The following is an 18,137-nucleotide window of genomic DNA, read 5'->3' on the forward strand; positions in this document are numbered from 1 at the left end:
GCCGCACGGCCGCACGCCGTGCGGCGGGCCGCTACGACCAGCCCTTGGGCTTCACGCTCGGGTCGGTGGTGACCCCGATCCGGTCCAGGTTGTAGTGGCACACGTCGCCCGAACCGCAGGTCAGCGCGATGGTGTTGGCGCCCTGGTCGAGGGTGACGGAGACGTAGGAGGAGTACCACTCGTCCCAGTCGCCGTTGGTGCCGTAGTTCTTGAGGTTGATCTTCCAGTCCAGCGGCTTGCCGTTGACGACCACGGTGGTCTTGGCGGCGTCCGGCTGGGCGTTGGCGTAGCGCACCCACAGCGTGTACTGGCCCGCCTTGGGCACCTGGGCGCTCCAGGTGGCGGTGGCGCCCGGGGTGCTCATGCCGTCCACGAAGGTGCCGTTGGGGCCCTGCGCGTTCTTGTGGTTGTCGTCGGTCTTCGCGCCGCCCGACAGCGCCAGCGCCGCCGCGAACTGCTGGGGCAGGTTCGCGTTGGGGTCGGTGCTCGCCGAGGTGGACGCCGAGGGCTGCGTCTGGCCGGCGGTCGGGGACGGGGTGCCGCCGCCCGCCTTGTTCCCGCTGTCGTCGTTGCCGGTGACCAGCGCGACGCCGATGCCCGCGGCGACCACCACGACGACCGCGATCGCCGCGATCATCAGACCGCGGCGGCTCGACCCGCCGGAACCGCCGCCGTGGCTCGCGCGGTGCGGCGGCTCGGCGCCGGGCGGCTGCTGCTGGGACGGGCGGCCGTACGGCGGCTGCCCCTGCTGGCCGTAGCCGGACTGCTGGCCGTGCGGGGCCTGCTGCTGGCCGTAGGGCGTCTGCTGCTGGCCGTACGCGGGCTGCTGGGGCGGGTAGCCGTAGCCGCCCTGTCCGGGCTGCTGCGGCGCCGGGCGGCGCTCGCCGACCCGGGAGACCTGGTGGTAGGAGGTGCGCGGCACCCCCGGGCGGTCCGGTGGCGGCGCGGCCTCGTCACCCTCGCCGCGGTACAGGTACGCGAACGGGTCGTCGTTCCCCGACTCCGGCGTGCCGTTGTTACCGGCCGTCATCCGCTGCTCACTCCCCTTGCGTCCGGCTCTGCGCGGACCGGACATGACTGGACCCGCGCGAGCCTACCCCGATCGTCTGTCCGAACGCGTCCCGCGCCCGGATCGCGGGCACCGCGCCGGGCGCCGGGTCAGCCCGCCCTGCGGTGCGCCTTGGAGCGGGTGCGCTTCTCCATGTACATCCGTTGGTCGGCGGAGTGCAGGACCTCCTCGACGGTCATCCCGCAGCCCGCCCAGCCGATGCCGAAGCTGGCGCCGACCCGCACCGCCCGGCCGTCCACCCGGATCGGCGGGATGATCGCGTTGCGCAGCCGGACGGCCAGCTCCTGGGCGCCCTCGCGGTCCAGGCCGTCGGCGAGGACCACGAACTCGTCGCCGCCGAGCCGGGCCACCGTGTCGCCGTCGCGCACCACGCTGGACAGCCGCCGGGCGACCTCGATCAGGACCGCGTCACCGGTGTGATGTCCGAAGCGGTCGTTGATGGTCTTGAAGCCGTCCAGGTCGCAGAAGAGCACCGCGAGCCCCTTGGCGCCGTCCGCCCCGCCCGCGTCCTCGTCGGGCTCGACGGCGTGCACGTGGTGGTCGTAGGGCAGCGCGGGCGCGGCGGGGAAGTCGTAGCCGAAGTCGTCCGGCCCGCCCGGCAGGCCGTCGCCGGTCATCGGGCGGCCGCACAGCCGGGAGCTGAGGCGGGCGCGCAGCTCGGCGCTGTTGGGCAGGCCGGTGAGCGAGTCGTGGCTCGCGCGGTGGGCGAGGGCCAGCTCCCGGCGCTTGCGCTCCTCGATGTCCTCGACGTGGGTGAGCAGGAAGCGCGGCCCGTCGGTGGTGTCGGCGACCACCGAGTTGCGCAGCGACACCCACAGGTAGCTGCCGTCCCGGCGGGCGAGCCGCAGTTCGGCGCGGCCGCCCTCGGCGGAGGTGCGCAGCAGGGTGTTGATGTCGTCGGGGTGGACCAGGTCGGAGAAGGCGTAGCGGCGCATCACCGACGCCGGGCGGCCCAGCAGCCTGCACAGCGCGTCGTTGGCCCGCAGCAGCTTGCCGTGCTGCTCGCCGCCCATCTCGGCGATCGCCATGCCGCTGGGCGCGTACTCGAAGGCCTGCCGGAACGACTCCTCGCTGGCCCGCAGCGCCTGCTGCTCGCGCTCCAGCCGGACCAGGGCGCGCTGCATGTTGGCACGCAGCCTGGCGTTGCTGATGGCGATGCCCGCCTGGAACGAGTACGTCTGCAGCGCCTCGCGGGACCACGCGCCGGGGCGGCGCCCGCCGCGCGGCCGGTCGACCGTGATCACGCCGATCAGCTCACCGCCGCCGGCCGGGGTCGCGTACATCGGGGCCAGCAGCCGGTCGCCGGGGTGCCACTCGTCGGGGAAGCGCGGGGCGGGGCCCTCCGAGTGCCACTGCGGCACCTCGTCGTCGTCCAGCACCCAGCCCTCGTCGTGCGGGATGAAGCGCAGCGATCCCCAGTGGTGGCCCATCGCCAGCCAGCGGTCCCAGGCGGAGCGCGGGGCGACCCGGCCGGCCATCAGGGCCTCGGCGCTGGCGTCCCCCGCGACGGCGGCGACGATCAGGTCGCCGTCGGGACGGACCAGGCTGACCGCGGCCAGCTCGAAGCCCAGGCCGGCCACGGCTCCGTCCGCCACGGCCTGCAACGTGTCGGCCAGGCTGCGGGCGGTGTTGAGGTCGGCCACCACCTGGTGCAGCTGGCGCAGGGTGGCGAGGCGGACGTAGGGCTCCGACTCGGTGTCCATGTCACTCCCCCGACGAGCCTTCGCGGATCGACTCCTGAGAATCCCTGATGTCGTATGGTCCGATTGACACGGCCACTGAATCACAGCGAGCAGCCCGCCCGGTACACAGGGTCAACAATTACCTCTGCTTGTGACTGAGGTCACATCGTCGAACCTGAAGTCGAATACGCTTCGTGGTTTCGTACGGAAAGCTTCTGCGCGGTCGGAATCCGGCCGAGGTGGGAGAGTACGACATACGACTGTGGACCTGGGCAAGTCCTAGGACGGCTTCCGGCCGCACTCGGCCCTCGGCCCGATGCGCGACGGCACGGCGCGCGCTTACGTTCGACACGTGTCTTCCGCAGAACGAACCCAGTCCGTCGAACGAACCCGGCCCGTCGAGCGGTCCGGGCCCGGCCTCCCGCATCCTGGAGGGGTGCCGGACGAACCCCTGGCGAGCGAGGGCGAGTTCCGCGCCGCGATGTCACGGCTGACGGCGGGCGTGGTGCTCGTCTCGGCGCACGACCCCGAGGAGGGCGTGCGCGGCGAGGACGTCGGCATGACCGCGACCGCGTTCATGTCGGTCTCGCTGGACCCGCCACTGGTGCTGGTCAGCCTTCGCGAGGACTCCCGGATGGACGAGCTGCTGGCCCGGCACCCGCACTGGGCGGCCTCCGTGCTCAGCGAGAGCCAGCGGCACGTCGCCGGGCGCTTCGCGATGCGCGGCCGGATCAGCGACCGGCTGCTGTTCGACGACGTCCCCTACCGGCGCGGGGAGGCCACCGGCGCGCCCCTGATCAGCGGCGCGCTGGCGGTCGTGGAGTGCCGGACGGTGCAACGGGTCGCGGCGGGCGACCACACGCTCGTCGTCGGCCAGGTGCTGACCGCGTCCACCCCGAGCCCGTCCGGCCGCCCGCTGACGTACTTCCGGGGCCGCTACCACGGGCTGAACTGAGCCGGGGCCCCGCGCGGAGGCGCGCGCCGTTCACCCGGGTGGCGCAACGAGCGCGGGCGGGCGGGCGCCGACGGGCGGCCCGCATCGGCCGGTCCGCCGCCGGGGCAGCCCGTCGCCCGGCAGCCCGTCGCCAGGCGGTCCGCCCTCGCTCAGTCCCAGTCGCGGTTGCCGCGCGAGCGCTTCGTATCCGAGCGCTGCTTCTTCACCCGCAGCCGCCGTTCGTTGATCCCGCGCGGTATCCGCGTCGGGCGGCGCGGCGCGGGCGGCGGCGCGGTGGCGGACGCCAGCAGGGAGGCCAGCCGGGCGGCGGCCGTCTCGCGGTTGCGCCACTGCGAGCGGTGCTCGCTGGCCCGTACCACCAGCACGCCGTCCACCAGCCGCGGCGCGAGCCGCTCCAGCGCGCGGCGGCGCCACGCGTCGGGCAGCGCGGTGGTGCGCGCGAGGTCGAAGCGCAACTCGGCCTGGCTGTCGGAGGTGTTGACGTGCTGGCCGCCGGGGCCCGAGGAGCGCGAGAAGCGCCACATCAGCTCGGACTCCGGCACGGAGACCGAACCGCGGATGAGAAGTGGTCCGGACATATGTCCATGATCCCGCGAATCCGCCCTCCCGTCACCGGGGTTTCCCGGAACCAAGCACCCCCCGCCCCGCGTTGTGAGGGATGAAGCCAGGCGGCGACCGACCGCCGCACGAGGGACCGGAGGGGACTTCCATGCCAGTGAGCCTGTCCAAGGGCGGCAACGTGTCGCTCACCAAGGAGGCGCCCGGCCTGAGCGCCGTCACCGTGGGCCTGGGCTGGGACGTGCGGACCACCACCGGCACCGACTTCGACCTGGACGCCAGCGCGATCGCGGTGAACGGCACCGGCAAGGTGCACTCGGACGCGCATTTCGTGTTCTTCAACAACAAGTCCACCCCGGACGGCACCATCGTGCACACCGGTGACAACACCACCGGCGCGGGCGAGGGCGACGACGAGCAGATCAACGTCAACCTCGCCGGGCTGCCCGCCGACATCGACAAGATCGTCTTCCCGGTCTCCATCTACGACGCCGAGACCCGCAGCCAGAACTTCGGCCAGGTGCGCAACGCGTACATCCGCATCGTCAACCAGGCCGGCGGCGCCGAGATCGCGCGGTACGACCTGAGCGAGGACGCGGCGACGGAGACCGCGATGGTCTTCGGCGAGCTGTACCGCAACGGCGCGGAGTGGAAGTTCCGCGCGGTAGGCCAGGGTTACGCCTCCGGCCTGGTCGGCATCGCCCAGGACTTCGGTGTGAACGTCTGACGCTCCGCGACCTCGGTGTGAGCGCCTGACGTTCCGCGACCCCGGTGAACGTCTGACGTTCCGCGTTCCGTTACCGGTGAGGGGACTTGGTCCGGTCCAGCCCCTCACCGGTCCGTCACCTGTGCCACACTCCGCCTACCGGAAACCGGCCCAGAAGTCGGCTTGTATGTAGCCCCCGTGAGCGGGGCGACGCACGCTCCCGCCCCTCGCGCGGCACGCCGGTGGCGAGCCCCGACGCCTCCGCGGACTGCGGCACCGCCGGCAGCACGGCGCACCGTCCGGACGCCCGCGGACACCGGCCGCGATCCGAGGGCCGCCCGCGGTGTGCCTACCATTCCTGGGTGATCGACCTCGGCTACTCGCTCTCCCGCCGCTTCCCCGACCCTCCGCAGACCGACTACCGCACGGCGGACGTGCGGTCCCTGCGGCACGACCTGTTCTGCGGGGACGTCTATCTCGCCGAGGGCGAGCGGGAGTTGTCCACAGCCTGGGGATGGGTCCCGGTGCTGGACTTCGCCTGGGCGCTGTGCGACATCGTCGAGCAGCTCGACCGCGACCCGATGGGCAGCCGTGCCGCCCGGCCGCAACGCGCCGAGCTGGACTTCACCCAGTCCACCGAACGACTGCGTTTCGTGCGCAGGTTCGGCTGGGTGGACGTCACCGCCGACTGGGTCGAGGACGAACCGCCCCTCTCCCTCAACCACGGTGATCTGCGGCGGGAAGCCAGGGACTTCCTGCACGACGTAGTGGCCGACCTGGTAGACATGCACGACGGTCTGGCGGACAACCCGGCCGTCTGGAACCTCCACCTCCGTTTTCCCCGTGTATAGAAGGGGGAGCGGGGGCGAGGACCACACGTCACGACGCGAACACAGGACGTACATGGAGACAGAGACCGGACGCTCCGGCAGGAAGGGCCGCGGCTGTCTGGTGAGCCTGGTTCTGCTGGTGGCGGTCGTCGCGGGCGCCGCCATCGGTGTCGCCTGGTGGCTCACCCGGCCCCCCGCGCTGCCCTCGATCCCGGACGAGTACCTGTCGACGGTGGAGCTGGCCGCCACCACCTGCCCGCAGCTGAACGTGCCGCTGCTGGCGGCGCAGATCGACGCGGAGAGCAAGTGGAACCCCGACGCCGACTCCGGCCAGGCCCAGGGCATAGCGCAGTTCTATCCGTCGACCTGGAAGGAGTGGGGCAAGTCCTACTCCGGTGACGGCGCGCCCGACGTGTGGAACCCCAAGGACGCCATCCCCTCCCAGGCGGCCTACATGTGCGAGCTGTTCAAGGAGGTCAAGGGCGTCCCCGGCGACCCCACGCAGCTGGCGCTCGCCGCGTACAACGCCGGGCCCAGCGCGGTGCTGAACGCCCAGGGCATTCCGCAGATCAGCGAGACGCAGGACTACGTGAGCAAGATCGAGTCGCTGATGCCCAAGTACCTGCTGACGTACGACAAGCAGATCGGCATCACGCCGAGCCCGTCGTCGTCGGCCTCGACCGCGACCGGCTCGGGGACCGGCTGAGGGACGGCCGTCCCGCGCACGACGAGGGGCCCGCACCGTGACGGTGCGGGCCCCTCGGTTCGAGCCGGCGCGAGCCGGTTCGAAAGGCTCAGGAACGGGGTCCGTTCAGCGAGCCGAACGGGTCACAGCGGGCGGATGTTCTCCGCCTGCGGGCCCTTCTGGCCCTGCGTGACGTCGAACTCGACCTTCTGGCCCTCGTGCAGCTCACGGAAGCCCTGGGACTGGATGTTCGAGTAGTGGGCGAAGACGTCGGCGCCGCCGCCGTCCTGCTCGATGAAGCCGAAGCCCTTTTCCGCGTTGAACCACTTGACGACGCCGGTAGCCATGTCTGTCTCCTTCGGGGCAGTACCGAAACCCACACCTCGCGGGCTCCGTGTCGCCGTGATGATTGCCCCGCCCGGGCAAGCCCGGAAAAACAAGAAATGCGCCGTGCTGTTCATCAGCAGGCGCACACATCAGTTACATGGGAACCACAACTGCAACGCCTTCACCGTAACACACCGCCGCGCCCTCCCGGAAGGGACGACACGGCGGTGTGCTACGCGGGAGCGGACGCCCCGGCGGTACGGGTCAGGTGCTCGGGCCCTGCATCTGCTCGCTGATCCACTGGATCGTGCCCTCGTCCATGCCCCGGGTGTAGCTGGCGGCGTTGTGCTCGCCCGCGCCGATCACCTGGAGCCTGGTGTGCACCGGGCCCTTGCCGTACTGCTTGATGAACTTCTTCACCTGAGCCATGTCGCTGACCTCGGTGGTACCGACCTGGAAGCCCAGGTAGACGTCCGGGCCGCCCTTCTTGATCAGCCGCGAGGCCAGGTACTCCGGGTTGTTGGCGCGCATCGCGGCCACGTCGCCGTGCCACAGCGGGGAGTCCGGAACGATGTCGGGACCGGAGGGGATCGCCGCCTTGAAGCGGTCCGGGTACTGCAGGACGCTCTTGAGCGAGCAGAATCCGCCGGAGGACGAACCCATGTAACCCCAGCCGTCCCGCGTCTTCAGCGTCCGGAAATTCTCCCGCACGAGGTTCGGCACGTCCTCGGTGAGCCAGGTGCCCATCTTCTCGGAACCCGGAATGTCACTGCAGTCGTGGTACTGCTTGTCCGGATTGAGCACCGGCATGACGACAATGAAGGGCAGCGCCTTGCCCTCCTGCGTCCACTTGTAGAAGTCCTCCTGGAGCTTCAGGTCGGCGCCGAACCAGTAGTTGTTCGGATACCCGAGACCGCCCGGCAGGGCGATCATGACGGGGAAGCCCTTGTTCGCGTTCTCCTTCTGGAAGTACGCGGGCGGCGCCCACACCCACACCTTGCCGGTGAAGCCGGACTTGGGGCCGTGGTACGTGGTGACGGCGATCTTGGTGTTGTCGGCCGCCTCCACGGTGCGCTGCACCTTCCACGTGGCCTGCGGCCCGGTGGCCATCTGGGCGAGCGAGGCGCCACCGGCCGGCGGGGTGTCCGCCGATCCGCCGGGTGCGCCGCTCGCCGACGAACTCGGGGCGCCGAACGAGACGGGGTCCCCCTGATCGCTGCACCCAGCGATCAGCCCCAACGACAACAGGGCGACGAACACCGTCAGCCAGCGCTTCTTCACGGATCGCTCCACCGGATCTTGCTTCCTCACATCAACGCACACGGGTCCGATTTCTTCATGTGAGATGCGAAAAGCCGCCGGGCGGATGCCCATCGGGCCCATGAATTACGTCATAGGTTGGTAACAGGGCGCGCGAAGGTCACACACAGGAAGGGGACAGGAACACAACGCGACGGAAATCACCATCCGTCATGCGGCGGGTCCCGCGAGTTCCGCGAGTTCCGGAAGATCCGCGAGTTCACCGCGGGCCGCCACACCGAGTTTCGGATACGCCTTGTAGAGGTGGTAGCCGACCGTGCGGGGGCTGAGGAACAACTGCGCGGCGATGTCCCGGTTCGACAGCCCGCGTGCCGCCAGCCGCACGATCTGCGACTCCTGCGGCGTCAGCCCGGCCGGCCCGGCCGCACCGCCGCGCGGGACCGACTCGCCCGTGGCGTCCAGCTCGGCCCTGGCCCGCTCGGCCCACGGCGTGGCGCCCAGGCGCTCGAAGACCTCGATGGCCTCGCGCAGCGGCACCCTGGCCCGCGTCCTGCGGCGGCCCCGGCGCAGCCACTCGCCGTGCAGCAGCGCGGTGCGGGCCCGCTCGAAGGGCCGCTCGCCCCCGGTGTCGCCCCCGTAGAGCGCCAGCGCCCGTTCGTACGACGTCTGCGCCTCGTCGTCGGCCTCCGCGACCAGCGCCCGGCAGCGCAGGGCCAGCGCCTCGGCCCACGGTTGGCCGGTCAGTTCCGCCCAGCGCCGGAAGTACGCCAGCGGACCGGCGGCGCGCTCCGGGCAGCCCAGCCGTACCGCCGCCTCCACCAGGTCCGGGATCGCCCGGGTCGCGGAGACGTGGTGGCGCATCGGCCCGTTCGCCAGGGCCTCCAGCCGGTCCAGCGCCTCCCGCGCCCGGCCCGCGCCCAGGTCGAGCAGGCCCAGCGCCCACTGGGCCCAGGGCGTGCCGGGGGCGATCGCCGCCGCGGCGCCCTGGCCGGTGACGGCGAGCGCCTCGTCGGCGAGGCGGCGGCAGGCGTCCGCGTCGCCCTCGACGGCGGCGAGGTGGGCGAGGAAGGCGGTCAGCTGGCTGGTCCACTGCCGCTGCCCGGTGTCGCGGGCGATGCGCAGCGCCTCGGTGGCACCGGCCAGGGCGTCGCGGGGGCGGCCGTGGAACAGCTCCGCCTCGGCGAGGAAGAACAGGATGGTCGGCAGCTGGCCGAAGCCACCGCGGGCGCGGGCGTCGGCGGCGAGGGCGGCGGCCAGCCGGTAGGTCTCGGCGTCCCGCCCGAGGATCAGCGAGGCGCCGCAGACCTGCACCACGTCCCACGGCACCATGGCGCCGTTGCGTCGTGCCGTCTCCACCGTCTCGTCCACCCCGGGCAGCGGGCCGGACGGCTCGCCCAGCACCGGGCGGACGGCGGCGACCACGTAGCGGGCGAGCGGGCCGACGGCGTCCTGCTCCGGCAGGTCGAGCGCGGCGAGCGCGCCGGTGACCTCGCGCAGCGGCTCCTCACCGAGGTACCAGGCGGCGTGGAAGGCCTGGAGCAGCATCCGGGCGGCCTGCTGGGGATCGGCGGGGGCGGTGGTCTCCGCGTTCCGTACGAGCAGGCGGCAGGCGGACGGGAAGTCGCCCTGGAGGAAGCGGGCGGTCGCCTGGACGTGGCGCAGGGTGCGCAGCAGGGCGGCCGCGGAGCCGTCCGCGGCCAGTCCGGTGCCGGGGCCGCCGGGGTCCGCGCCTTGTTCCGGGTCTCCGGGGCCGTTCGCCGTGATCCTGGCTTCCGCGCGGGCGGCGAGGGTGTGGGCGTGCGCGAGGTCGCCGGACTCCAGGGCGGCTTCGGCGGCGAGCGTCCAGCGGCGGGCGGCGGTGGCCGGGTCGGGGGTGAGGCGGGCGGCGCGTTCGATGGCGGCGGCGGCCTCGGCGTGGCCGCCGCGTTCGTGCGCCCGGAACGCGGCCCGCTCCAGCGCCCGCGCGATCTCCTCGTCGGGGCCCGGCGCGGCGATCGCCAGGTGCCAGGCGCGGCGGTCGGCGTTCTCGGTGTCGCCGCCGCCCGGGCCCGCAGTGTCGAGGGCGTCGGCCAGCGCGCGATGGGCGGCGATGCGCTGGGCGAGCGGGGCGCGCTGGTAGACGGCGGCGCGCAGCAGCGGATGGCGGAACGCGACCCGCCCGACCAGCCGTACCAGCCCGGCGTCCTCGGCCGGGCCCAGGTCGTCGATGGCCAGGCCCAGGTGACCGGCGGCGCGGCGCAGCACCTCCGGGTCGCCGTTCTCCTCGGCCGCCGCGAGCAGCAGCAGCGTCTGGGTGGCCGCGGGCAGCCTGCTGACCTGGCCGTGGAACGCGATCTGGAGCCGGGTGGTCAGCGGCACCGCGCCCGCGGGGCCGAGCGACGTGGCCGGGCCGGACGGTTCGGGTGCGGTGGCGCCGGTCTCGGCGGCGCGTGTCCCGGCGGCGCGTGTCTCGGCGGCGAGGGCGAGCGGGAGTTCGGTGAGCGCGAGCGGATTGCCGTGGGCCTCGGCGAGCAGCCGGGCGCGCACGGCGGGCGTCGGTGCGGCACAGGCCGCCGAGCGCGCGTCGAGCAGCCGCCCGGACGCCTCGGCCGTCAGTCCTTCGAGCCGCAGCTCGGGCAGTCCTCGCGCGGGGAAGGCGCCCTCCCCCTCGCGTGCGGCGAACAGCAGCGCCACCGGCTCGGCCTGAAGGCGGCGCGCGGCCAGCAGCAGTGCCTCGGTGGAGGCGTGGTCCAGCCACTGCGCGTCGTCCACCACGCACAACAGGGGCTGCTCCTCGGCGAGTTCGGCGAGGAGGGTGAGGACGGCGAGACCGGTGAGCAGCCGGTCGGAGGAGCGCGGAGCGCCGCTCGCGGCGGTGAGCCCGAACGCGCCTTCCAGGGCGCGGCGTTGGGGCTCCGGCAGGGCGGCGGCCAGTCGTCCGAAGTCGGCGCCGAGCAGCAAGTGCAGTGCGGCGAAGGGGAGTTCGGCCTCGTACTCGACGCCGGTGGCGCGGATCAGCCGCATGCCGTGGCCGGTCGCGGCGTCGGCGGCGTGGTCGAGCAGCGCGGTCTTGCCGATGCCCGGCTCGCCGCGCAGCACCAGCACGCCGCTGGTCCCCCGGCGCGCGTCGGCCAGCAGCCCGTCGACGACCGCCTGTTCGTACTCTCTCCCGTACAGCGTGACCGGCATGTCCGCAGCCTACGGGCACCGCACGAAGGCGGTCGAAGCCATTAGCAGGGCGGCGGATACCTAAGCGATCAGCCGGGCGACGCAGCGACGTACCTGTGCGCGCGCCGCGATTGCCTAAGCGTGACGGATTCCGCGTCCCGCCGTCCTCCGTACCGTCTTGACCTGCGAGAACGCCTCGCGGACAAGAACCGGAAGGACCGTCCCATGAGCACTGCGGACAACGCCCGCGCCCTGATCGAGCGCTACATCGACACCTGGAACGAGGCCGACCCGACCGCCCGGCGCGCGATGGTCGAGGCGCTGTGGACGGAGGACGGCAGCTACGTGGACCCGCTCGCGGTGGCCGAGGGCCCCGAGGCGATCGACGCCACGATCGCCGCGGTGCGGGCGCAGTTCCCCGACCTGGTCTTCCGGCTCGCGGGCCCGGTCGACGCGCACCACCATCTGGCCCGTTTCACCTGGGAGTTGGGGCCGAAGGACGGCGAGGCGCTGGTCGTCGGCTTCGACGTGGCCGTGCTGGACGGCGCCGAGGGCGGCCCGGACGCGCTGCGGCTGACCGCGGTCCACGGCTTCCTGGACAAGGTCCCGGCGATGTGAGGCGCCGCGGGCGACGCGCCGGCCCACCCCGCCGACCGCGTCGCCCGCGCCCCGCAAGCCCCCGGAGGCCGCCGCCCGGCCCCCGCCACCGCGCCACCTGCCCCGCCCGCCCCGTCCCGTTCGCCCACCAGGAGCCAAGGAGCCCCGCCGTGTCCACTGCCCTCAGACCCCTCGCCGGAACGCGCCGTCGCGCGCCCCGCGAGGAACGCGCGACGGCGGGACGGCCGTCCGCCCTCACCCTCGTCGTGCTGCTCGCCGCGACCTTCATGACCGCGCTCGACTTCTTCATCGTCAACGTCGCGCTGCCCGACGTGCAGCGCGACCTGCACGCGGGGACGGCCGCCGTGCAGTGGGTGGTGGCCGGGTTCGGGCTGGCGCTGGCCGCCGGGCTGATCACCTCCGGCCGGATCGGCGACGTCGCGGGCCGAAGAAGGGTCTTCGCGATCGGCCTGGCGCTGTTCACCGCCGCCTCCGTGGCCTGCGGTGTCGCGCCGAGCGCCGGGACCCTGATCGCCGCCCGCCTGGCGCAGGGCGTGGCCGCGGCCCTCACCGGCCCGCAGGTGCTGGCGATCCTGGGCACCGCGTGGACCGGCAGGGCGCGGGCCAGGGCGTTCAGCGCGTACGGCCTGACGATGGGCCTCGGCGCCGTCTTCGGCCAGCTCATCGGCGGCCTGCTCATCAGGGCCGACCTGTTCGGTCTCGACTGGCGGGCGTGCTTCCTGATCAACCTCCCCGTGGGCCTGGTCACCCTGCCGCTGGTGGGGCGCGCGCTGCCGGAGTCCCGCGCGCCGCGGCGACCCCGGCTCGACCCGCTGGGCGTCGCGCTGTGCACCGGCGCGCTGGTGGCGCTCGTGCTGCCGCTGATCCAGGGGCGGGCGCAGGGCTGGCCCGCGTGGACGTGGGCGTGCCTGGCCGGGTCGGCCGTGCTCTTCGCGGTCTTCGGCGCGTACCAGCACCGGCTCAGCCGCCGCGACGGCGACCCGCTGGTCGACACCGCGCTGCTGCGCGACCGCCCGCTGGCGCTCGGCCTGCTGACGCAGCTTCTGTTCTGGTGCGGCCAGGCGTCGTTCTTCCTGGTGCTGGCGCTCTACCTCCAGCAGGGGCGGGGGCTGGACGCGCTGCGCTCGGGACTGGTCTTCGTCACCATCGGCGGCGGCTACCTGCTCACCTCGACCACCGCGCACCTGATCGCCGCCCGGCTCGGCCGCCGCACCCTGCCCGCCGGGATGCTGCTGATGGCGGCGGGGCTGGCGCTGACCGGGCTCGCGGCGCACGACGCCGGGACGAGCGGCAGCGTGTGGTGGCTGGGCCCGGGGATGTTCGTGGACGGCGTCGGCATGGGCGTGGTCATCGCGCCGATGACCTCGGCGGTGATGGAACGCGTGGCGCCCCGGCTGGTCGGCACCGCCTCCGGCGTCGTCGCCACCGTCCAGCAGGTCGGCAACGCGCTGGGCGTGGCGCTCATCGGCATCGTCTTCTACGACGCCCTGGGCACCGGCCGCCCGGACGCCTACCCGCACGCGTTCGGCCTGGCGATCGCCGCGCTGACCGGCCTGGAGGCGCTCCTCGCGGTGGCGTACGCGGTGATGGCCGCCGGGCGCGAGCGGACACCGGCGGAGTGACGGCACCGGGGCGGATTCGCGGCAGGGCCGGGCGGCACCGGTGCGGGGGCAGGGCGGGCGGACGGCGGGGGCGGGCGGGGGCCACCGGGGAGGCGCGGGAGGTTCCTGACGTCGGCCCGGCCGCCGCCCGCCCCCGCGTGCGCTCACCCAACCGGCGCATTTTCCGGCGGATTTCCCCGGGCGGCGGATTACGCAACGCCCGCCCCATGGAACATGGCTGACATATCGTCCGAAAATTCGGCCGAACGACACCCCGGGCGGAAGGCCACCGGACGGCAGCCACCGAACGGCGGCCGCCCGACGGCACCCCGGCGGGGCACCCGGGCAGGATGGACCGACCAAGGGCAGGTTCGACAGACCATGACCGCCAGCCTCGACCAGTTGCGCCGCTGCTCCGTAGCCGTGGATCTCGGAGCCGCCAGGACCAGGGTCTACCTCAAGAACACCGGCCTCGTCGTGGACGAGCCCAGCGTCGCCGCCGTGGACTGCCACACCGGATCGCTGGTCGCGGTCGGCGAGACCGCAGAGCGGATGATCGGCCGTACCCCCGACCACATCCGCGTGGTCCGCCCGATCGCCAGCGGCATCGTGGTCGACGTCGAGATGGCGCAGCGCATGCTGCGGCACCTGATCGGCGACAAGCTCAGCAAGGCGTGGCGGCGCAAGCCGATCATGCGCGCGGCCGTCTGCGTGCCGCACGGCAGCGAGCCGATGGCCCAGCGCGCGGCCGTCGAGACCCTCACCGGTCTCGGCGCCCGCCGGGTCGAGCTGGTGGACACGCTGATCGCGGCGGCGGTCGGCTGCGGCCTGCCGGTGGAGTACCCGGAGGCCACGATGATCGTGGTGTGCGGAGCGGCCACCACCCAGATCGCGGTGCTGTCGCTGGGCGCGATCGTGGCGGCCGAGACCATCCCGGTCGGCGGCGAGGTCATCGACCGCGCCGTCATCCAGCACCTGCGCAACCAGCACGCCCTGATGCTCCCCAGCCAGGCGGTCCGCCCGCTGCACCGGATGCTGGAGACCACGGCGACCGGCCAGGGCCCGTCCAGCATCGAGGTGCACGGCATGGACGCGGCGAGCGCGCTGGCGCGTTCGGTGCGGGTGGACACCGAGAGCGTCCGGCTGGCGATCCGCACCCCGCTCAACTCCGTGCTCGACGGCATCCGCGCGGTGCTGCGCCGCTGCCCGCCCGACCTGGTCGCCGACCTCGCCGACCGGGGCATCACGCTCGCCGGCGGGAGCGCGCTGCTGCCCGGTCTCGACACCATGCTGCGGACGACCACGGGCATGCCGCTGGTCGTCGCCGACAGCCCCGGCAACTGTGCGGTGCGCGGGCTCGGCGCGATGGTGGAGGGCAAGGCGCGGCCGATGGCCCTGGAGTCGGTGCAGTCGATCGGCTGAGGCGGCCGACGCCGTGCCGGACAGCACACCGGGCGACGACGCCGGGGCGCAGCGGCCACCACGGGACGCGGACGGGCCCGACGATGCCGCCTCGGCCTCCGAGGGCCCGGGGCCCGGCGGTTCCGACAGCCCGGGCTCCGGCGGCTCCGACCTGGGCGGTCCGGCCTTCACGCAGCCCATCCTCGCGAACGTCCTGCTCAAGGAGCGCCTCAAGGAACGCGTCTACGCGACGATCACCATGCTCGCGGTCGTGGTGTCCCTGGCGGTCGGGGGCACCGCGGACCACGGCGACGCGGTGTGGTCGATCCTCGGCACCTCGATCGGCGTGTGGCTGGCCACCTTCGTCGCCGACCAGCAGGCGCACCGGGCGGTGGCCCACCGCTACGCCCGCAGCGAGGAGTTCCGGCAGATGCTGTACACCAGCAGCCCGCTGCTGCTCAGCGCGGTCGGCCCGCTGGTGTTCACCGGCGTCTCCGCGCTGGGCCTGATGAGCCTGCCGGTCGCGATGTACATCGCCTGCGGGCTGGACCTGGCCGAGTTGTTCGTGTGGAGCACGGTGACCGGCCTGCGGATGGGCGAGGGACGCCTCGCGGCGCTGCTCGCGGGTGCGGCGGACATGGTGATCGGCTTCGGCATCGTCATGGTGAAGGTCATCGGCGGCCACTGACGGGCCGTCCGGCGCGGGGGCGGCCACCGGGGGATAACCCGAACCCCGTTCTGCGGACCGCCGGATGGCCTCCGCACCACGCCCGCCGGGACCCTGGAAGCCGTCCGGGCACATCACACGTGCACCACCGCCATCACGCGCAGCCGAACGGGGAACCCATGTCCACCGCCGACCAACAGCCCGTCAATCCGCCTTTCGCACAAGCGGGTTCAGGCACGACCAGGCGCCGCATGGCAAACCTGTGCGCCGCCGCGCTCACCGTCACCGCGCTCACGGCCACCGCCCTCACCGCCTCCCCGGCCACCGCCGCCCCGCGGACCGGAGCGGCCTCCGCCACCGCCGCGCAGGCCCACCTCACCCTGCCCCGGCCAACCGGCCCCGACCAGGTCGGCACCGTGGACCTGCACCTGGTGGACCGCTCCCGCAAGGACCCCTGGGTGCCCTCGGTGCCGTACCGGGAGCTGATGGTGAGCGTGCGGTACCCGGCGCTCGACGCCGACCGTTGTCCCCGCGCACCGCAGATGCTGCCGGGCGCGGCGGCCGGGTTCGACGCGCTCAACAACTTCGGCGGGAAGATCCCGCGGGGGACGGTGGACTGGGCGGGCACGTTGTCGTACGCGCACGAGGGCGCTCCGGTGGCACGCGGGCGCGGGCGGCTGCCGGTGGTGCTCTACTCCCCCGGCGTCGGCGACCCGCGCACCCTCGGCACGACACTGAGCGACGAGCTGGCCAGCCACGGCTACGTCGTCGTCACCATCGACCACACCTACGACGCCTCGGCGGTGGAGTTCCCCGGCGGGCGGGTCGAGAAGTCCGTGCTCCCGGCGGCGCTCGCGGCGACCGGGGGCGACCCGGCGAAGGTGACCGCGTTGCTGCGCGAGGTCCTGGACGCGCGGGTCGCCGACACCCGGTCCGTGCTGGACGCGGTGGACGCGCTCGCCGCCGGCCACGACCCGGACGCGGACGGACGGAAGCTGCCCCGCGGCCTCGCCGGGGCCCTGGACCCGCACCGGATCGGCATGTTCGGCCAGTCGGCGGGCGGCATGGCGGCGCTGGAGACGATGCACGAGGACCCGCGCCTGTCGGCGGGCGTCGACATGGACGGCGTCCTGGCGTACGAGCAGGGCGACCACACGCCGGGCAACCCGTTCCCGGTCGCGCGCTCCGGGCTGGACAAGCCGTTCATGCTGATGGGCGAGGAGGGCGACGACCACACGACCGTGCCGTCCTGGGGGCTGCTGTGGGAGCGCAGTGGCGGCTGGCGGCGCGACCTGACGCTGCTGGGCGGTCAGCACGCGTCGTTCACCGACGCGGAGTCGATGGTCCCGCAGGCCGCCCGGCAGCTGGGGCTGCCGCGTTCCACGGTCACCGGGCTGGTCGGCACGGCCGATCCGGCGCGGGCGGTGGCCGCGCAGGAGGCGTACCTCGGCGCGTTCTTCGACCGCTGGCTGCGCGGCCGTCCCGGCACGCTGCTCGACGGGCCGTCCCCCCGCTACCCGCAGTTCCGCTTCGCGGGCGCCGCCGACGGGGCCGGGTCGTCCGGGCCGTCCGGTGGGACAGGCGGCGGACGGTGAGCGCTCGGTGGTGACGCCGTAGCGCACAGCGATGCAAACCAGGACAATGAGAGATATTGTCCATTTATGGGAGACAAGCCGGAGGCGGACGCCCCCCTGATGATCCTCATGCGCGACGCGGACGGCCGCGTCGTCTACGAGGTGTGGCACACCACGCCCGCCCCGGGGAAGTCCACCTCCGATCCCCATGTGGAAGCCGCGTTGCGCAGCAAGGCCCAGGCCCGGCAGATCGCTCGGGAGGCCGGTTTCTACCTGGTGGAGGAAGGCGAGATCTGGGACCACCTCCCGGACGAGTAGACGAGCGACAGCCCGGCGACGCCTGGCGCCGCGCCGGATACAGTGCGGGCCATGGCTGATGGCGAGAGGCTGCCGGACCGGCGCGAAGCCGATGGCGGGATGGTGCCGGACCGGCGCGAACTGCGGGCCTCGCACGACGACCGCGACCGCGTGGTGGAACGACTGCGGGTCGCGGCGGGCGACGGTCGGCTCACGGCGGAGGAGCTGGACGAGCGCCTGGAGACCGCGCTGACCGCCCGCACCTACGGTGAGCTGGAGGTCCTGCTGCGCGACCTGCCCGCCGAGTCCGCCCCGGGCAGCCTCGCGCCCGTCACGGTCACCGCCGTCCCGGCCAAGGACCTGGTCCGTCTCCAGGCCACCAGCGGCAATCTGGAGCGCGGCGGCCCGTGGGCGGTCCCGCGCAGGCTGGAGGTGGAGACCACCAGCGGCAACGTGACGATCGACCTGACCGCCGCCGCCATCGCCCACCCCGAGCTGGACCTGGCGATCTCGGTGCGCAGCGGCAACGTGCGGCTGGTCGTGCCGCCCGACGTGATGGTCGACGTCGACGCCGTGACCGTCCGCAGCGGCAGCATCCGCCACCGCGTCCACCCCGACCCCGCCCTGCCGCGCAGGCTGACGGTCACCATGAGCGGCAGCATCCGCAGCGGCAACGTCGTCGTCCGCGGCCCGCGCCGGGGCTTCTGGGCCTGGCTCCTGCGCCGCCAGCCCAAGTCCAAGTAGGCGACCCGGGGCCTGC

The 18,137-nt window shown here is 73.5% G+C and carries 17 protein-coding genes; 11 read left to right on the forward strand and 6 right to left on the reverse strand.

All coding sequences use genetic code 11. The features are described 5' to 3' along the window. Positions 1-31 precede the first annotated feature (31 nt). Positions 32-1,030 carry a carbohydrate-binding protein gene (locus K7472_RS08825; protein WP_222975831.1) on the reverse strand — a complete coding sequence of 333 codons (999 nt, stop codon included), beginning with the start codon at positions 1,028-1,030 and terminating at the stop codon, positions 32-34. Between the two features lie 128 nt (positions 1,031-1,158). Next, positions 1,159-2,772: a diguanylate cyclase CdgB gene (gene cdgB / locus K7472_RS08830; protein WP_222975833.1), complete on the reverse strand. Its 1,614-nt coding sequence runs from the start codon at positions 2,770-2,772 to the stop codon at positions 1,159-1,161. 460 nt (positions 2,773-3,232) lie between these two features. Between cdgB and K7472_RS08835 the strand changes: the two genes are divergently transcribed. After that, a complete protein-coding gene (locus K7472_RS08835) occupies positions 3,233-3,706 on the forward strand; it encodes a flavin reductase family protein (RefSeq protein WP_252395344.1) in 474 nt (157 codons plus the stop codon). A 149-nt stretch (positions 3,707-3,855) separates the two neighbouring features. Here the strand turns inward: K7472_RS08835 and arfB are convergent, their stop codons facing one another. Beyond that, on the reverse strand, positions 3,856-4,284 hold the full coding sequence (arfB, locus tag K7472_RS08840) for an alternative ribosome rescue aminoacyl-tRNA hydrolase ArfB (RefSeq protein WP_222975837.1): 429 nt from the start codon (positions 4,282-4,284) through the stop codon (positions 3,856-3,858). A gap of 131 nt (positions 4,285-4,415) precedes the next feature. Here arfB and K7472_RS08845 point away from each other — a divergent pair, with 131 nt between their 5' ends. From K7472_RS08845 to K7472_RS08855, 3 genes are all read left to right on the forward strand, one after another. Next, positions 4,416-4,991 carry a TerD family protein gene (locus K7472_RS08845; RefSeq protein WP_109445960.1) on the forward strand — a complete coding sequence of 192 codons (576 nt, stop codon included), beginning with the start codon at positions 4,416-4,418 and terminating at the stop codon, positions 4,989-4,991. A gap of 341 nt (positions 4,992-5,332) precedes the next feature. Next, positions 5,333-5,821, forward strand: a complete 489-nt coding sequence (locus tag K7472_RS08850; protein WP_222975839.1) for a hypothetical protein — start codon at positions 5,333-5,335, stop codon at positions 5,819-5,821. A gap of 52 nt (positions 5,822-5,873) precedes the next feature. Further along, the gene (locus K7472_RS08855; RefSeq protein ID WP_222975841.1) at positions 5,874-6,506 is read left to right on the forward strand and encodes a lytic transglycosylase domain-containing protein; all 633 of its coding nucleotides are present in this window, start codon (positions 5,874-5,876) and stop codon (positions 6,504-6,506) included. A gap of 122 nt (positions 6,507-6,628) precedes the next feature. Here K7472_RS08855 and K7472_RS08860 read toward each other — a convergent pair whose 3' ends face one another. The 3 genes from K7472_RS08860 to K7472_RS08870 form a co-directional block, all read right to left on the reverse strand. Then, complete coding sequence (locus tag K7472_RS08860) at positions 6,629-6,832, reverse strand: cold-shock protein (protein WP_222975843.1); 204 nt, start codon at positions 6,830-6,832, stop codon at positions 6,629-6,631. A 244-nt stretch (positions 6,833-7,076) separates the two neighbouring features. Beyond that, positions 7,077-8,105 (reverse strand): alpha/beta hydrolase, encoded by a 1,029-nt coding sequence (locus K7472_RS08865; protein ID WP_308013818.1) that lies wholly within the window; start codon positions 8,103-8,105, stop codon positions 7,077-7,079. A gap of 177 nt (positions 8,106-8,282) precedes the next feature. Then, complete coding sequence (locus K7472_RS08870) at positions 8,283-11,240, reverse strand: helix-turn-helix transcriptional regulator (RefSeq protein WP_222975845.1); 2,958 nt, start codon at positions 11,238-11,240, stop codon at positions 8,283-8,285. A gap of 204 nt (positions 11,241-11,444) precedes the next feature. On the opposite strand from K7472_RS08870, the gene K7472_RS08875 reads away from it, so the two are divergent. The 7 genes from K7472_RS08875 to K7472_RS08905 all read left to right on the forward strand — a co-directional run bounded on the left by K7472_RS08875 (position 11,445) and on the right by K7472_RS08905 (position 18,121). Beyond that, a complete protein-coding gene (locus tag K7472_RS08875) occupies positions 11,445-11,837 on the forward strand; it encodes a nuclear transport factor 2 family protein (RefSeq protein ID WP_222975847.1) in 393 nt (130 codons plus the stop codon). A 149-nt stretch (positions 11,838-11,986) separates the two neighbouring features. Then, entirely contained in the window at positions 11,987-13,459 is a 1,473-nt protein-coding gene (locus K7472_RS08880; RefSeq protein ID WP_308013819.1) for an MFS transporter, read from the forward strand. Positions 13,460-13,819: 360 nt separating this feature from the next. After that, positions 13,820-14,860: a rod shape-determining protein gene (locus K7472_RS08885; protein WP_222975849.1), complete on the forward strand. Its 1,041-nt coding sequence runs from the start codon at positions 13,820-13,822 to the stop codon at positions 14,858-14,860. A 13-nt stretch (positions 14,861-14,873) separates the two neighbouring features. Further along, positions 14,874-15,527: a hypothetical protein gene (locus K7472_RS08890; protein WP_308013820.1), complete on the forward strand. Its 654-nt coding sequence runs from the start codon at positions 14,874-14,876 to the stop codon at positions 15,525-15,527. A 230-nt stretch (positions 15,528-15,757) separates the two neighbouring features. Continuing rightward, the gene (locus K7472_RS08895) at positions 15,758-17,101 is read left to right on the forward strand and encodes an alpha/beta hydrolase family protein (RefSeq protein WP_222975851.1); all 1,344 of its coding nucleotides are present in this window, start codon (positions 15,758-15,760) and stop codon (positions 17,099-17,101) included. A 66-nt stretch (positions 17,102-17,167) separates the two neighbouring features. After that, positions 17,168-17,398, forward strand: a complete 231-nt coding sequence (locus K7472_RS08900) for a hypothetical protein (RefSeq protein WP_222975853.1) — start codon at positions 17,168-17,170, stop codon at positions 17,396-17,398. Positions 17,399-17,449: 51 nt separating this feature from the next. Next, positions 17,450-18,121 carry a DUF1707 SHOCT-like domain-containing protein gene (locus K7472_RS08905; protein ID WP_252395280.1) on the forward strand — a complete coding sequence of 224 codons (672 nt, stop codon included), beginning with the start codon at positions 17,450-17,452 and terminating at the stop codon, positions 18,119-18,121. Positions 18,122-18,137: the final 16 nt, after the last annotated feature.

It is taken from the genome of Streptantibioticus parmotrematis (assembly GCF_019890615.1).
GTDB lineage: Bacteria > Actinomycetota > Actinomycetes > Streptomycetales > Streptomycetaceae > Streptantibioticus_D > Streptantibioticus_D parmotrematis.

What these genes read in the sequence shown, in the direction of transcription:
- K7472_RS08825 (WP_222975831.1), bottom strand. Translation starts at nt 1,030, where the DNA reads ATGACGGCCGGTAACAACGGCACGCCGGAGTCGGGGAACGACGACCCG.
- cdgB (WP_222975833.1), bottom strand. Translation starts at nt 2,772, where the DNA reads ATGGACACCGAGTCGGAGCCCTACGTCCGCCTCGCCACCCTGCGCCAG.
- K7472_RS08835 (WP_252395344.1), top strand. Translation starts at nt 3,233, where the DNA reads ATGTCACGGCTGACGGCGGGCGTGGTGCTCGTCTCGGCGCACGACCCC.
- arfB (WP_222975837.1), bottom strand. Translation starts at nt 4,284, where the DNA reads ATGTCCGGACCACTTCTCATCCGCGGTTCGGTCTCCGTGCCGGAGTCC.
- K7472_RS08845 (WP_109445960.1), top strand. Translation starts at nt 4,416, where the DNA reads ATGCCAGTGAGCCTGTCCAAGGGCGGCAACGTGTCGCTCACCAAGGAG.
- K7472_RS08855 (WP_222975841.1), top strand. Translation starts at nt 5,874, where the DNA reads ATGGAGACAGAGACCGGACGCTCCGGCAGGAAGGGCCGCGGCTGTCTG.
- K7472_RS08860 (WP_222975843.1), bottom strand. Translation starts at nt 6,832, where the DNA reads ATGGCTACCGGCGTCGTCAAGTGGTTCAACGCGGAAAAGGGCTTCGGC.
- K7472_RS08870 (WP_222975845.1), bottom strand. Translation starts at nt 11,240, where the DNA reads ATGCCGGTCACGCTGTACGGGAGAGAGTACGAACAGGCGGTCGTCGAC.
- K7472_RS08875 (WP_222975847.1), top strand. Translation starts at nt 11,445, where the DNA reads ATGAGCACTGCGGACAACGCCCGCGCCCTGATCGAGCGCTACATCGAC.
- K7472_RS08885 (WP_222975849.1), top strand. Translation starts at nt 13,820, where the DNA reads ATGACCGCCAGCCTCGACCAGTTGCGCCGCTGCTCCGTAGCCGTGGAT.
- K7472_RS08895 (WP_222975851.1), top strand. Translation starts at nt 15,758, where the DNA reads ATGGCAAACCTGTGCGCCGCCGCGCTCACCGTCACCGCGCTCACGGCC.
- K7472_RS08900 (WP_222975853.1), top strand. Translation starts at nt 17,168, where the DNA reads ATGGGAGACAAGCCGGAGGCGGACGCCCCCCTGATGATCCTCATGCGC.
- K7472_RS08905 (WP_252395280.1), top strand. Translation starts at nt 17,450, where the DNA reads ATGGCTGATGGCGAGAGGCTGCCGGACCGGCGCGAAGCCGATGGCGGG.